Source organism: Roseovarius carneus, from assembly GCF_020141465.1.
Taxonomy (GTDB): domain Bacteria; phylum Pseudomonadota; class Alphaproteobacteria; order Rhodobacterales; family Rhodobacteraceae; genus Roseovarius; species Roseovarius carneus.
On record NZ_JAHSPD010000001.1, the window covers coordinates 812,196 to 826,183 of the forward strand.

At 60.7% G+C, this 13,988-nt stretch carries 15 protein-coding genes; 5 read left to right on the forward strand and 10 right to left on the reverse strand.

Going from position 1 to position 13,988, the window contains the following annotated elements; translation table 11 throughout:
• Positions 1-11: 11 nt before the first annotated feature.
• A complete protein-coding gene (locus KUD11_RS04025) occupies positions 12-1,712 on the forward strand; it encodes a DUF5927 domain-containing protein (RefSeq protein ID WP_109386397.1) in 1,701 nt (566 codons plus the stop codon).
• A 6-nt stretch (positions 1,713-1,718) separates the two neighbouring features.
• Entirely contained in the window at positions 1,719-3,146 is a 1,428-nt protein-coding gene (locus tag KUD11_RS04030) for a sulfotransferase family 2 domain-containing protein (RefSeq protein WP_109386395.1), read from the forward strand.
• Positions 3,147-3,171: 25 nt separating this feature from the next.
• Here the strand turns inward: KUD11_RS04030 and KUD11_RS04035 are convergent, their stop codons facing one another.
• The 10 genes from KUD11_RS04035 to KUD11_RS04080 form a co-directional block, all read right to left on the reverse strand.
• Positions 3,172-3,636, reverse strand: a complete 465-nt coding sequence (locus tag KUD11_RS04035; protein ID WP_109386393.1) for a PTS sugar transporter subunit IIA — start codon at positions 3,634-3,636, stop codon at positions 3,172-3,174.
• A gap of 53 nt (positions 3,637-3,689) precedes the next feature.
• Positions 3,690-4,253, reverse strand: coding sequence for a ribosome hibernation-promoting factor, HPF/YfiA family (gene hpf / locus KUD11_RS04040; protein WP_109386391.1), 564 nt, complete (start codon positions 4,251-4,253; stop codon positions 3,690-3,692).
• A 241-nt stretch (positions 4,254-4,494) separates the two neighbouring features.
• Positions 4,495-5,253, reverse strand: coding sequence for an LPS export ABC transporter ATP-binding protein (gene lptB, locus KUD11_RS04045; RefSeq protein WP_109386389.1), 759 nt, complete (start codon positions 5,251-5,253; stop codon positions 4,495-4,497).
• Positions 5,250-5,747 (reverse strand): LptA/OstA family protein, encoded by a 498-nt coding sequence (locus KUD11_RS04050; RefSeq protein ID WP_397545235.1) that lies wholly within the window; start codon positions 5,745-5,747, stop codon positions 5,250-5,252. Before KUD11_RS04050 ends, lptB begins: the two co-directional genes overlap by 4 nt.
• Positions 5,744-6,358, reverse strand: coding sequence for an LPS export ABC transporter periplasmic protein LptC (gene lptC / locus KUD11_RS04055; RefSeq protein ID WP_109386385.1), 615 nt, complete (start codon positions 6,356-6,358; stop codon positions 5,744-5,746). Before lptC ends, KUD11_RS04050 begins: the two co-directional genes overlap by 4 nt.
• Positions 6,359-6,970, reverse strand: coding sequence for a ribonuclease D (locus KUD11_RS04060; protein ID WP_109386380.1), 612 nt, complete (start codon positions 6,968-6,970; stop codon positions 6,359-6,361).
• A 106-nt stretch (positions 6,971-7,076) separates the two neighbouring features.
• Positions 7,077-7,496 (reverse strand): alternative ribosome rescue aminoacyl-tRNA hydrolase ArfB, encoded by a 420-nt coding sequence (arfB, locus tag KUD11_RS04065; protein WP_109386378.1) that lies wholly within the window; start codon positions 7,494-7,496, stop codon positions 7,077-7,079.
• A gap of 316 nt (positions 7,497-7,812) precedes the next feature.
• Complete coding sequence (gene mepA, locus KUD11_RS04070; protein WP_224380288.1) at positions 7,813-8,667, reverse strand: penicillin-insensitive murein endopeptidase; 855 nt, start codon at positions 8,665-8,667, stop codon at positions 7,813-7,815.
• Between the two features lie 32 nt (positions 8,668-8,699).
• On the reverse strand, positions 8,700-10,034 hold the full coding sequence (locus KUD11_RS04075) for an MFS transporter (protein WP_109386374.1): 1,335 nt from the start codon (positions 10,032-10,034) through the stop codon (positions 8,700-8,702).
• A 59-nt stretch (positions 10,035-10,093) separates the two neighbouring features.
• The gene (locus tag KUD11_RS04080; RefSeq protein ID WP_109386372.1) at positions 10,094-10,642 is read right to left on the reverse strand and encodes an acyl-CoA thioesterase; all 549 of its coding nucleotides are present in this window, start codon (positions 10,640-10,642) and stop codon (positions 10,094-10,096) included.
• Between the two features lie 126 nt (positions 10,643-10,768).
• Here KUD11_RS04080 and KUD11_RS04085 point away from each other — a divergent pair, with 126 nt between their 5' ends.
• The 3 genes from KUD11_RS04085 to yaaA all read left to right on the forward strand — a co-directional run bounded on the left by KUD11_RS04085 (position 10,769) and on the right by yaaA (position 13,985).
• On the forward strand, positions 10,769-11,056 hold the full coding sequence (locus KUD11_RS04085; RefSeq protein WP_109386370.1) for a YggT family protein: 288 nt from the start codon (positions 10,769-10,771) through the stop codon (positions 11,054-11,056).
• Positions 11,057-11,136: 80 nt separating this feature from the next.
• Positions 11,137-13,176, forward strand: coding sequence for a DNA helicase RecQ (recQ, locus tag KUD11_RS04090; protein WP_109386368.1), 2,040 nt, complete (start codon positions 11,137-11,139; stop codon positions 13,174-13,176).
• 32 nt (positions 13,177-13,208) lie between these two features.
• Positions 13,209-13,985: a peroxide stress protein YaaA gene (gene yaaA, locus KUD11_RS04095; protein WP_109386366.1), complete on the forward strand. Its 777-nt coding sequence runs from the start codon at positions 13,209-13,211 to the stop codon at positions 13,983-13,985.
• Positions 13,986-13,988 lie beyond the last annotated feature (3 nt).

Sequence of the window (13,988 nt, forward strand, 5' to 3'; positions counted from 1 at the left end):
GCAAAACGCAGGTGAGTGTCGGCATTGTCATGCTCGTCCACACGGCCCTCGGCCGCGCCGAACAGGTGGCGCGCCACTGGTCTTCTGCGGGCTGTCCATTGGTGATCCACGCCGATCTGTCCGTGCCTGCCAAGACATTCAAGGCCTTCCGCGAGGCGCTTTCAGATCTTCCAGACGTGCGATTTTCCAAGAGACACCGCTGCGAATGGGGCACGTGGAGGCTTGTCTCGGCTTCACAATCAGCGGCACAGACCATGCTTGATGATTTTCCCGATGTGCGTCACGTCTATCTCGCGTCGGGCTCCTGCCTGCCGCTGCGCCCGGTGACGGAGCTGATTGATTACCTGACCGAGCGCCCACACACCGATTTCATCGAAAGTGCGACGACCGCCGATGTCCCGTGGACCATTGGCGGACTGGACGAGGAACGCTTCACCCTGCGCTTTCCGTTCTCATGGCGCAAGAACCGGTTTTTGTTCGATAAATATGTGGCCCTGCAACGCGCCTTCGGCCTCAAGCGCCGCATCCCGAACGGTATCGTCCCGCATATGGGAAGCCAGTGGTGGTGCCTCACGCGCCAGACCCTCTCGGCCATCCTGACCGACCCCGAGCGCGCCAAATATGACGCCTATTTTCGGCAGGTCTGGATCCCGGATGAGAGCTATTTCCAAACCCTCGCCCGGCAATATTCGCGCAATATCGAAAGCCGCTCTCTCACGCTGAGCAAGTTCGATTATCAGGGCAAGCCGCATATTTTCTACGATGACCACCTCCAATTGCTGCGCCGCTCCGATTGCTTTGTGGCGCGCAAAATCTGGCCGCACGCGCATAAACTTTATGATGCTTTCCTCACCGATGCGGCCCATGCGATGAAAAAGACCGAGCCCAATCCCGGCAAGATCGACCGGATCTTCAGCAAAGCCGTGGAGCGGCGCACGCGGGGCCGCACCGGCCTCTATATGCAAAGCCGCTTCCCGGTTGAGACGCGCGAAAATGGGCTCACCTCGGCGCAATATTCCGTTTTTCAGGGTTTCTCAGCCCTTTTCGAGAATTTTGAGACATGGCTTGCCCGCGCCACCGGAACGCGGGTTCACGGCCATCTTTTTGCGCCCGGACGAGCGGAGTTTTCGGAGGGGCAGACGGTTATGAACGGCGCGCTCTCTGACAGCGCGAAACTGCGCGATTACAACCCGCGCGCCTTCCTCGCCTCGCTCATCTGGAACACCCGCGGGGAGCGGCAGTGTTTTCAGTTCAGCCCCGCCGACAATCAGGCCATCAACTGGGACATCGCCAAAGACCCCAACGCGCAAATCTCCGTCATCTCCGGCGCATGGGCGGTCCCGCTTTTCAAATCCAACCAGAATTTCTCCGATATCCGCCGCGAGGCCGCCCGCCTGCAACAGGTTGAGAGCAAACATCTGGAGATCCTGCGCTCGTCCTGGACCAAGGCGCGCGTGCGCATTTGGACCATGGCCGAGTTTATCGAGGCACCGATGGAGCCTTTGCAAACCATCATCGACGAAATCGGCCCGATGCAGAACACGCGCGGGCTGAGTGAAGTGCCGAAAATGGCCGACCTGACCGGCTTTGGCCAATTCCTGCAAAACCTGAAAAACCAGGGGATGCACCCCTACCTCATGGGCAATTTTCCCGTGGCGCATGAGCTGCATGAGGCTCAGACAAGCTCGCGCAAACCCTATCTTGTTCGGTAAAATCTAATGCCCCAGTTCGATTACTTCGTCGTCTTTGCCGAAATGCGCACAGGCTCCAACCTGCTGGAGGCGAACCTGAACGCATTTGAAAGCTTTGAGTGCCACGGCGAGGCCTTCAACCCCGCCTTCATTGGCTACCCGAACAGGACCGAAATCCTCGGCATCACCCAAGCCATGCGCGAAGGCGATCCCGCCCGTCTGATCGACACGATCAAGACCCAAAGCACCGGCATGGGGGGGTTTCGCTTTTTCCATGATCACGATCTGCGCGCGCTTGAGATCGCCACCGCCGACCCGCGCTGTGCCAAGATCATCCTCACCCGCAACCCCGCCGAAAGCTATGTCAGCTGGAAGATCGCTCAGGAAACTGGGCAATGGAAGCTGACCAACGTGAAGCGACGCAAGGAGGCCAAGGCCCGCTTTGACGCCGCCGAGTTCGAGGATCACATCGCGCGGCTTCAGACCTTTCAGGTGTTCTTGATGAACACACTACAGAAGACCGGGCAGACGGCGTTTTATCTGGATTACGAAGATCTAAACAATCTTGAGGTAATGAACGGCCTCGCTCGCTTTCTCGGCAGCGACGAGCGGCTGGAGGCGCTGGACGACAAGCTGAAAATCCAGAACCCCCAGACGCTTGAGGATAAGGTCGCCAATTTTGACGAGATGACCGCAGCGCTGGCCGGGATCGACAGGTTCAACCTCACCCGCACGCCCAATTTTGAGCCGCGCCGCGGGGCCGCCGTGCCCGCCCATGTTGTGGGTGTCAAAGCACCGCTTCTCTTCATGCCCATCCGCTCTGGCCCCGAGGACGAGGTGCGCAGATGGCTCGCCGCGCTCGACGGGACCACACACGACGCGCTCTATACCAATTTGAACCAAAAGCTTCTGCGCCAATGGCAGCACGGCACGCCCGGCCATCGCAGCTTTACCGTGCTGCGCCATCCACTGGCGCGCGCGCACACGGCGTTTTGCACCCGTATCCTCAGCCGCGGCCCCGGCTGTCTCGGCGAAATCCGCCGCATCTTGCGCAATTTTCACAAACTACCGATCCCCGGCCCCGGCCCTGACGAGACCTATGACCGGCGCGCACATCACACCGCCTTCACCGCGTTTTTGCAATTCCTCAAGGCCAATCTGCGCGGTCAGACTTCGGTGCGCGTCGATGCCAATTGGGCCACGCAATCGGCCGTCCTGCAAGGCATGGCGCAGGTCTGCTTGCCCGATTTGATCCTACGCGAGGACGAAATGCAGCTGCACTTGGGCGCGCTCGCCAAACAGGTGGGCTATCCTGGTGCCACGCCCATTGAGGCCGCGCCCAAGGACACTCCCTTTGCGCTGGCCGATATCTATGATGACACGTTAGAGGCGCTGGCCGCTGACATTTACCAGCGCGATTACGAAGCCTTCGGATTTGGGGCGTGGAAGGCCTGAAAGCCGCTTCCGTAGCCGGGCTCGATTAGGCAGCGATAGAGCGCTGTGCCTCGGTCAGTATCGTATAGATCGTCCCCGCATCCGGGTTTGCGCGCAGTTTTGCACAAAGATCACTATCCCTGAGCGTCCGCGACACGAGCGCAAGCGCCTTGAGATGCTCGACCCCTGCTTCCAACGGCGCGAAGAGAGCAAAGGCCAGATCCACCGGCTGCCGGTCAACCGCGTCAAAATCGATGGGGCGCTCCAGCAAGATCAGCGCGCCCACGACCTCTCCAAGCCCGTCAAGCCGCGCATGGGGCAAGGCGACACCATTCCCGACACCCGTTGGCCCAAGCGCCTCACGCTCCAGCAAGGCCTCGACTGCCCGCGCAGCGGGCAGACCGTATGCGGATTCGGAAATATCGCCCAGCTCATGCATCAAACGCTTCTTGCTTGATGCAGAAGACAAGACGCGCACAGCCTCTGGTTTGAGGATCATGGAAATGTCCATTCTTTGCTCCGACCGTTCATGAGCGGCGGCGCTGCGCCCTCAAACCTCAGTGTTTACGGGTCGATCCACCCTATATTGCCATCGTCGCGGCGATATACAACGTTCAGCCCGCCTTTTGCCTCGTTCCGAAATACCAGCACTGGCGCTCCAGCAAGCTCCATCTGCATCACTGCCTCCCCAACGGAGAGGGCCTGAATCTTCGCCTCCATTTCGGCGACGATAATAGGCTGAAGGCTTTCCGGTTCCGATTCCGAGTTTTCGCTTTCAGAGGCGAGGATATACGAGGCCCCCCCGGAAAGTTCAACCGGCTGGTGCCGGTCTTTATGGTGATCTTTCAAGCGGCGTTTGTAGCGGCGCAGCTGCTTGTCCATTTTTTCAAGGCTCGCATCGAAAGCGGCATAGATTTCATGGGCCTTTCCCTTGGCTTGCACGGTAAGGCCCGTGGAAAGGTGAACCACACTCTCGCAAACAAATTCGCTGGCGCTTTTGGAGAAAACCACGGTCGCGTCGGTCGGTCGCTTGGCATATTTTTCCACCGCAGCGCCTAGTTCGGTCTTCACATGGGTCTGAAGCGCCTCACCAATGTCGATCTGTTTGCCGGAAATTTGATAGCGCATGGTCTCTCCTTCATGTTGTCGCAGGCGGGCGTGCCGAGGAACACAGGGAATGTAGGTCCGGCTCAGATCCGCTTGCGGGAAAATGGCGTGAGGAGGGGCTGTGCGCGGTCCGCCCAATCAGATTTGGGGCGCGATACGGCAAGCTCGAAACTCCTATCGTCCATAGGTTGATTGACGCGTTTATCCGGCCTCTTGTCAATGCGCATTGCGGCGGCGAGAGCCAAATTCTGCCCAAAATAGATTAAGAAATGCGAAAATTCTCGCCGAGATATACGCGCCGGACATTCTCGTTCTCGACCACTTCAGCAGGCGTGCCGGACATCAGGACCTTGCCGTCATGCAAGATATAGGCGCGATCCACAATCTCCAATGTTTCCCGGACATTATGGTCAGTGATCAGCACGCCGATGCCGCGTTTTTTGAGGTCCGCAACCAAATGGCGAATATCGCCCACGCTGATCGGATCGACCCCAGCAAAAGGCTCATCAAGCAGCAAATATTTTGGATTCGCCGCCAAACAACGCGCGATTTCGACCCGCCGCCGCTCGCCCCCCGACAGGGCCAGCGCGGGCGCGCGCCGCAAATGCTCCACCGAGAAATCCGAGAGCAGCTCTTCCAGCCGCTCGCGCCGTTTATGGCCATCGCTTACGGCGATATCGAGGATCGCCATGATGTTATCCTCAACCGATAGCCCGCGAAAAATCGACATTTCCTGGGGCAAATACCCAATACCAAGCTTCGCCCGGCGATACATCGGCAGGTTGGTCACATCGCGCCCTTCAATCTCCACGCGCCCGCCCTCGGGATAGATCAAACCGGCTATGGAATAAAAAGTGGTCGTCTTGCCCGACCCGTTGGGACCCAAAAGGGCCGCAACCTCGCCTTGGCGCAGTTGCAACGACACATCCCGGATCACCACGCGCTTTTTATAGCTTTTGCGCAGGTTGCTGACAGTCAGCCCGCCTCTTTCCGAGGCGACATGAAGCTGCGGTTTGCTCATTCCTGCGGCTCGGAGGATTGCAGCACGGTCTTGACCCGCCCGTTCATCCGCGCGGTCCCGGCGGCGGTGTCCACATACATCTTGTCAGCCGTAAGTGCGCTCGCCCCCTGCACCAACAGAACATCACCCTCCATCTCGATCATGCCGGTCTGCACGTTGTAATTGGCGCGGGCCGCTTCCGCTGCGTCCGGTCCGCTCACAAGGGTCACACCACCCGTCGCCTGAAGCCGCTCGATCCCGGTCTGATCCGCAAGGTAGACGACAAGAACCCGCGGGGCCGCGAGACGCATCTCGCCCTGACCGATCACCACATTGCCTGTGAAAATTGCCGTGCCATCGGTCTGGTTGACGTTGAGATTGTCGGAGGTGACCTCAACCGGGAGGCTGCTGTCCTGAGCCACGGTGCCAAAGGCGACCTGCGTTCCCTGCGCCTGCGCCATCCCGGCGAACGCCATAAGCGCGAGCATATATGTGTAACGAGCCACGTGGGTCAGTCCTTTGTCTCTCGCGGGAGGTATATCAGTTTGACCCCATCCGTGAACAATAAATCGGCATCACCCACCTCGCCGCCTGTTGTGAGCACCATCCGGCCCGCTTGCAGATCGCCGGGCGGGCCTGTGGCCGTCACCGGGCCGGGGCTTTCGGCATAGACCGTATCAAACTGCGCATCCAGACGTTCTGTTCGGATATCATAGCCCGTGGTCAACAGGACCCGGACGTCGCCGGTCAATTGCGCCGTCAGGGCAAGTTGATCACTCTCGCCGTTCGCGGCCTCGATATTCATCACCGTGCCGCCCAGCAGGTTGACCTGCGCGCGCACCTGATCGGCTAGCATTTTCTCGGGGTTTGTGGGGTCTGGCCGCACCGTGTCTGCGATAAAGCTGACCTCCTCACCGCCTGTCGCCACCCCGGCAAAGCGCGGATTGGTAGCCCCTTGGTCCTGCGCGCGCTGTTCCAGATCAATAGTGCTGTAGGGGATCGTGCCGGACACATCCACCGTTCGCGACAGCAAAAAGAGCGTCGACAAAAGGCCCAGCGCCAAAATCGGCAGAATGATCTTGGCCCAAGCGACAAAGCGCGAGTGGAAGTTCTCGCCCAGCACCATCTAATGCGAGAAAATATCTTGATCAGGCCAACCCGCCAGATCGAGCCCTGCGCGCATGGGCAGAAAATCAAAGCAGGCCTGCGCCATTTCCATCCGCCCCTCGCGCACAAGGCGCGTGTTCAACTCCTCGCGCAAGCGGTGCAGATAGAGCACGTCCGAGGCGGCATAATCAATCTGCGCGCGGCTCAGCTCAGGCGCGCCCCAATCCGAGCTTTGTTGCTGCTTGGAGATATCCACGCCCAGCAATTCCTGAAGTAGGTATTTCAGGCCATGCCGGTCCGTATAGGTGCGGATCAGCTTGCTCGCGATCTTGGTGCAATAGACCGGCGCTGTGACCGCGCCAAAGGCATTTTGCATCGCGGCAATGTCAAAGCGCCCAAAATGGAAGAGCTTGAGCACATCCGGGTTCGTCAACATCGCACACAGGTTCGGCGCGTCAGTCTGGCCTTTGGCGACCTGCACAAGATGCGCATTCCCGTCCCCGCCCGACATCTGAATAACGCACAGCCGGTCGCGATGCGGATGCAGACCCATCGTCTCGCAATCAATCGCCACGACCGGACCAAGGTCCAGCCCATCGGGAAGATCACCCTGATACAAATGGTTCGCCATGCTCTACCTCCGCGCGCTGTGCGCCTCCGGGTCTATATAGGAACGCGAGCAGGGGCCACCAAGAATTGCCCAAGCCCTGCCACGCGAAAGCACGCCGTGGGCTTCCTCACTCAGGATCAACCGACCCCCGCAAAGCCTTCACCTCACCGCGCACCTTTTTTGCCTTCAGCCGTCGTTTCTTTGATCCCAGCGTGGGCTTAGTTGCCACCCGCCGCTTGGGCACCTCAAGCGCAGACCGGATCAACGCCACCAACCGCTCGCGTGCAATATCGCGGTTGCGGGCCTGATGGCGGGTCTCGTCGCATTGAATGATCACCGCGCCTTCTTTGGTCCAGCGCCGCCCCGCCAGCCGTTTGAGCCGCCGCTTCACCGCATCAGACAGGGCGGGCGACCGCTCCGCCTCGAATCTGAGCTCAACCGCACTCGCCACCTTGTTGACGTTCTGACCGCCCGGCCCGCTTGCGCGGACGAATTGCTCCGTCAGCTCCCAATCCTCGATGCTGATGTGATCATTAACCTTGAGCATAGCCGCCTTTTTCGCACCAAATCATCGTCGAGGCCATACGGACCACCCATAAGCATACCAAAAGGGCCGCCCCGATCAGGGACGGCCCTCTAGAAGATTGCGGAGGCGGGGTCGGTTAGACACGCGCCAATCTGGATGCTTTCGCACCTAAGGTCTGCCCTAGATGCTCGTCCCCCAAACTGTTCCGACACCTCTCTCCAATACCTCTATAGACACTGGATCACCTCCTTTCAGTTGTTAAAATCACCCTCAGCCTGCCACAAATTTTGCGTTTGTCAAAACAAAATGCAGGGTCCAAGGCACAAAATCATACCACCTATTGCGATTGGGCAATCGCTGCACATTGTTCGGGCAGGTCGGCCATGGTCAGCTCGCGTCGTGGTTTGGGCGGCGGTGCATTGGGGTCGGGGGGCGGCGGGTTGAGGATGTTGTTGACCCACTCTTGCGCATCCGCGCAACCATCGCCCGGCGGCGGTGCGGCCTGATCCACACAGTCACGCGCGCCGCGAGGGCAGCTCAGCCGCACATGGAAATGATAGTGATGCCCAAACCACGGCCGGACCTTGCGCAGCCACGCGCGGTTGCCGGTCTCATCCTTGCACATCTGCACCTTGGCACCGGGAAACACAAAAATCCGCGCGGTGCGGCGATCCTGCGCCGCGGCCTTGATGATCTCGTGATGCGCAGGCGTCCACAGGTCATTCACAAACGCCCCTTGGGACCGCCGCATGGAGATGGACGATATATTCTCACGACCCCGGCGGGTGAGGTTCATCTGCCTGCCGGGCAGCATCCAGATATCTACATCCAGCCCGATTTGATGCGAGCGGTGCCCGGTCAACATCGGCCCGCCGCGCGGCTGGCTGATATCGCCGATATAGAGCCCATTCCACCCCGGTTGCTGCGCGGCCTTTGCCGACAGCTTCTCGACAAAATCAATCACCTCCGGATGGCCCCAATTACGGTTGCGGCTCAGGCGCATCGCCTGCCATGTCGGCCCCGTCTCGGGCAGTTGCACACCCCCGGCAAGGCACCCTTTGGCATAGCTTCCAAAGGGCATAGCCTTTTGGCTGGAGCCGTTGCTGAACGCGCCAAACACCTGCTTGGCTTGCTTGGTCTGCGACGACACAACAGGCGCACCCAGATCCTGAGCGGCGGCAGGCGCACTCATCAGCGCAGCACAGAGGACGGCAATCAGGTGTCTCATCTCGGGTCTCCTTCCGGCTTCACCCATGCTAACAAAATCAATCCGATGAGGAAGAGCCCAATCAGCGGCGTCACCCCGATCTGCTGGCTGCCGCTGATTGCGGTGACCACGCCGACGAGGAAGGGCGCGAGAAACGACGTGGCCTTACCCGCCAGCCCATAAAGCCCGAACGCCTCGGCCATGTGACCGGGACGGGCCTGCTGCACCATCATCGTGCGGCTGGCTGATTGGATCACGCCCCCAGCCGCACCGATTAACGCGCCCAGCACGTAAAACGCAGTATCGGGCAGGGTCGATTCCGGGCCAACGGCAATGCCATAAACACTGCTTCGGGATACGAAAACGATGCTGATCGACACGAAAGTCAGCACGGCGATGCAGACCATGACCACAGGTTTGGAGCCGAACCGCGCATCCGCGAACCCGCCCAGCCACGCAAAGATTGTGCCCGACAAGATCGCGATGATGCCGAAAATGCCGGTATCCACCACGCTCCATTCCAACACGCCCGCGGCGTAAATGCCGCCAAACACATACATCCCGTTGAGCGCGTCACGGTAAAACATCGACGCCCCAAGGAAGGAGAAAAGCGACGGTGTCTGGGGCAGCCGGCGCACCGTCTGCCAGACGCGGCTCAGCGCTGCCTTGACCGCACCGGGGGCCGCGCGTCCGGGGCGCGGATCGCGCACCCACAGGAAAAAGGGCACCATGAAGAGGAGGAACCAGAATCCGGTCAGCGGCCCGACAAAGCGTGTCCCCTCCCGCGCCTCTGCGTCCAATCCAAAAGGCGGCTCCAGCCCGATAAACGTCCGGCCCGTAGCACCGCTTTCGGCAAAGAATGCCAGCATGATCACCAGTGCCAAAAGCCCGCCGAGATAACCAAACGCCCAGCCTGAGCCAGATATTTTCGCGATCTCCGCGCGCGTGCCCAGATCGGGCAGCATGGAATTGGTGAAGATCGTGGCAAGTTCCATCCCCACCATGCCGACCACGAAAAACAGCAAGATCATCATAAGGTTGAAATCACCCGGAATGGCCCACCACAGACCAAAGGCCCCGACGACATACATCACCGAAAACCCCTTGATCCACTGCATCCGGTTGCCGGTCTGGTCCGCCATCGCCCCGAGGATCGGCGCAAGTGCTGCAATGATCAGCCCTGCCGCCGCCACGCCAAAGGCCCATGCCGTCTGCGCCTCAACCCCGTCGCCGATAAGCTCTTTGACGTAAGGCGCGAAAATGAAGGTGATAATGAGCGTGTTATACGGTTGGCTGGCCCAATCGAAAAAGAACCAACCCCAGATGCGCTTGCGATGCGTCGCGGCTTTCATCCACCTGCCCCCAATGGCTTATGCGCTCGATATGACAGGCCGCAAGGCGCCGGGGCAAGCTATTGTTTGGGCGCGTCCTGCATGGGTGGCCAAGCGCGCTGATCCTCGGCGGCAAGCCATCCCTGAACCCAAACAGGGAGCACGGGCGACGGCGCGCTACGCCCCAGCGCGTCCATCACTTCGGCGGGCGGCACAATGCCTTTTGCACCCGTCACGGCCCCGCGATAGACAATATGGCTCGCACATTCCCCGTTCGCCTTCCACATGGATTGCTCCAGATACATGAAGCGCGCGTCCCAGCCGATCGCCCGACTGCGCATCTCGATCTTCTCGAACATCCGCACCCGGCGGCGATAGCGCACAGCCGCCCCCGCCATGGCCAGGCCCCAGCCGTGCCGCTTCAAGAGTGGCAGAAGCCCAACACGCGCCGCCAAAGGGATACGGCCCAAATCATAGATCGTGAGGGTCCGGCCATTGTTCAGCTCCCTCCACACATCAATGTCCTGAGGCAGGCAGTAATGCTGCGAGACATGCGTACCCGTCAGCGGCAGGGGCGCATCCTTGCGATGCTTGAAAAGCTGCCATGCGAGGCGAATGATGGGATACATGAGGCGGCTCCTTTCGCCGTTATCTGTGCCCAGTTTACGCTAACGTCAACCACTACCCGGCGTAAACCTTGCGCTTTCCCAAGGCTCGGCATACCTGTGGGGCAGATTGGCAAAAGGAGCCGCGCAATGCTCGCAATTTACGGACCACTGCAACTTATCCTCGGCGTGGTGTATTTCGTGATGATCGTCCACATCATCATGAGCTGGCTGATCAATTTTCAGGTCCTGAACCTGCACCAACCCTTCGTGCGACAGGTCTGGGACGGGCTCAACCGCCTGCTCGAGCCGATCTACAGCCCCCTGCGCCGCATTCTGCCCGACACACGCCCGCTTGATCTGGCACCCTTGGCCGCGCTGATCATCGTGATCTCGCTGCGCGCCTATGTCCTTCCGGTAATATTCGGCTTCGCCTGAGGCATACTTGCCCTTGCTGCGCGATTCCTAATCTGTGAGGATTACCCCTCACGGACATCACATCGGTTTGGGACAAAGCCATGACGGGCGCGCACACGCATCTCAGGGATATCTTCGGCTATGACGCCTTCCGCCCCGGCCAAGAAGAGATCGTGGCCGCCGTAGCAAGCGGTCAGAACGTGCTGGCCATCATGCCCACAGGTGGCGGCAAATCGCTTTGTTTTCAGCTTCCCGCACTAATGCGCGAAGGGGTTACGTTGGTCATTTCGCCGCTCATCGCGCTAATGCGCGATCAGGTCCGCGCGCTGAAGGCCGCAGGGGTGGAGGCGGCGGCCCTCACCTCGGGCAATACCGAGGAAGAAACCAACGAGGTCTGGGACGCGCTGGAAGAGGGGCGGCTGAAGCTGCTCTATATCGCGCCCGAACGGCTGGCGGCAGGCTCTGCCGTTGGCATGTTACGCCGCATCGGGGTCAGCCTCATTGCCGTGGATGAGGCGCATTGCGTCAGCCAGTGGGGTCATGATTTCCGCCCCGATTACCTGCGTATCGGGGAGCTGCGCCGCACGCTGGGTGTGCCGCTTGCGGCCTTTACCGCCACCGCCGATTCCGAGACCCAAGACGAGATCATCGAAAAGCTCTTCGATGGGGCCGCGCCTGCGAAGTTTCTCCACGGTTTTGATCGTCCCAACATCCACCTCGCCTTCGCGGCCAAGGACGGGCCACGCCGCCAGATTCTCGACTTTGCCGCTGCCCGCAAAGGGCAATCCGGCATCGTCTATTGCGGCACCCGCGCCAAGACCGAAACCCTGTCGCAGGCTCTGGGCGAGGCGGGCCACACCGCCGCCTTCTATCACGGCGGCATGGACCCTGATCAGCGCCGCTATGTGGAGCACAGGTTCAGCACCGAGGACGGGCTGATCGTGGTTGCCACGGTCGCCTTCGGGATGGGTGTGGACAAGCCCGACATCCGCTGGGTTGCCCATGCGGACCTCCCCAAATCCATCGAGGCCTATTATCAGGAAATCGGCCGTTCGGGGCGTGATGGCGCGCCTGCCGAGACGCTCACGCTTTATGGCCCCGACGATATCCGTCTGCGCCGCAGCCAGATTGACGAAGGCCTCGCACCCGCCGAGCGGCGCAGCGCGGATCACGCGCGACTCAACGCGCTCTTGGGTCTGGCCGAGGCGCTAAAATGCCGCCGGGTGCAGCTTTTGGGCTATTTCGGGGAGGAGGCCACACCCTGCGGCAATTGTGACCTCTGCGATTCCCCGCCCGCCACGTTCGACGGGACCGAGGCGGTGCGCAAAGCCCTCTCGGCAATCCTGCGCACGGGCGAGTATTTCGGCGCGGGCCATCTCATCGACATCCTCACCGGCAATGCCACAGAAAAAGTCCGCGAGCGCGGCCATGATAGCCTGCCAACCTTTGGCGTGGGAAAAGACGTGGACAAACGCCGCTGGCAGGGGATTTTTCGCCAGATGCAAGGGCACGATTTGATCCGCCCCGACCCCGAGCGGCACGGCGCACTGCGCATGACCGACCCGGCGGTGCCGATCCTGAAGGGCGAGGCGGAAATCACCCTGCGCCAAGACACCCTCGGCACCAAAGAGCGCCGCCCGGCGCCCAAGGCGCTCGTCTCGGATGAGGACGCGCCGCTTTTGTCGGCGCTCAAGGCCAAGCGCCGGGCGTTTTCCGAGACGCAGCGCGTGCCCGCTTACGTCGTCTTCAACGACCGCACCCTGATTGAGATGGCCGAAACCCGGCCCCAGAGCCTTGATGACATGGCGCGCATTGGCGGCGTGGGCGCGAAGAAGCTGGAGCAATATGGCGCGGCCTTTCTGGAGGTGATCACTGGCGAGGCGGCGGCCATGCACCCGACGCGCCGCAAACTCGCCGGGCGCGAGGCAGGCACGCTCTATGATCGGCTGGTTGAGGTGCAGACAGCGCTCGCCAACGGGCCGGACGGGCATGACAAACCACTCAGCTGTTCGTCGTCCCAAATCACCAAGATCGCCCAAATGCGCCCGCGGGACGCCGCCGCCATGGCCCGCCTTCTGGACGAAAAACGCGCCGAGCGTTTCACCGCCGCCTTTCTGGAAGTTCTGGCCGAAGAGCGCTAGGTTACTTCTGACGTCACCAAGGAGACATGCACATGCTCGTCGTTGTATCGCCCGCCAAGAAACTTGACATGAGCGCCGTGGACGCGCCCACGCCCAGCGCGCCGCACTTCGCTGATGAAGCCAACGCACTTGCCGAAGTGGCGAAAGATCTCAGCGAGGCGGACCTGCAAAAGCTGATGAAAATCAGCGCACCTCTGGCCAAGCTCAACGCCGAGCGGTTCGCGAATTTCGGCCATCAAGACACCAAACAAGCCGCTTTGGCCTTTGCCGGAGACACCTACCAGGGGCTTGAGGCCGGCACGCTCGACGCCGATGAAATGGCATGGGCGCAGGATCATTTTCGGATTCTGTCAGGGCTTTACGGCCTGTTGCGCCCCCTCGATGCGATGGAACCTTACCGCCTTGAGATGGGCAGCCGCCTGAAAACCGCCCGAGGCAAATCGCTCTATGACTGGTGGGGCGACCGGATCGCGACCGCGCTCAATGCGCAGGCCGAAACGGTGGGTACCGACACCTTGATCAATTGCGCGAGCCAGGAATATTTTGGCGCGGTGGACCCCAAGGCGCTGAAGCTTGACGTGATCACGCCCGTCTTCATGGAAGAGCGCGCAGGCACGCCCAAGATCATCAGCTTTTATGCCAAAAAAGCGCGCGGCGCGATGGCCCGCTTCGTGATCCAGAACCGCCTGACCACGGCTGAGGGCCTCAAGGATTTCGACAGCGGCGGCTATGCGTTCGACGCCAAAGCCTCCGTGCCCGGCAAGCTGGTCTTCATCCGGCCTGAGGCGGCGCAAAAAGACGCGGCCTGAGGG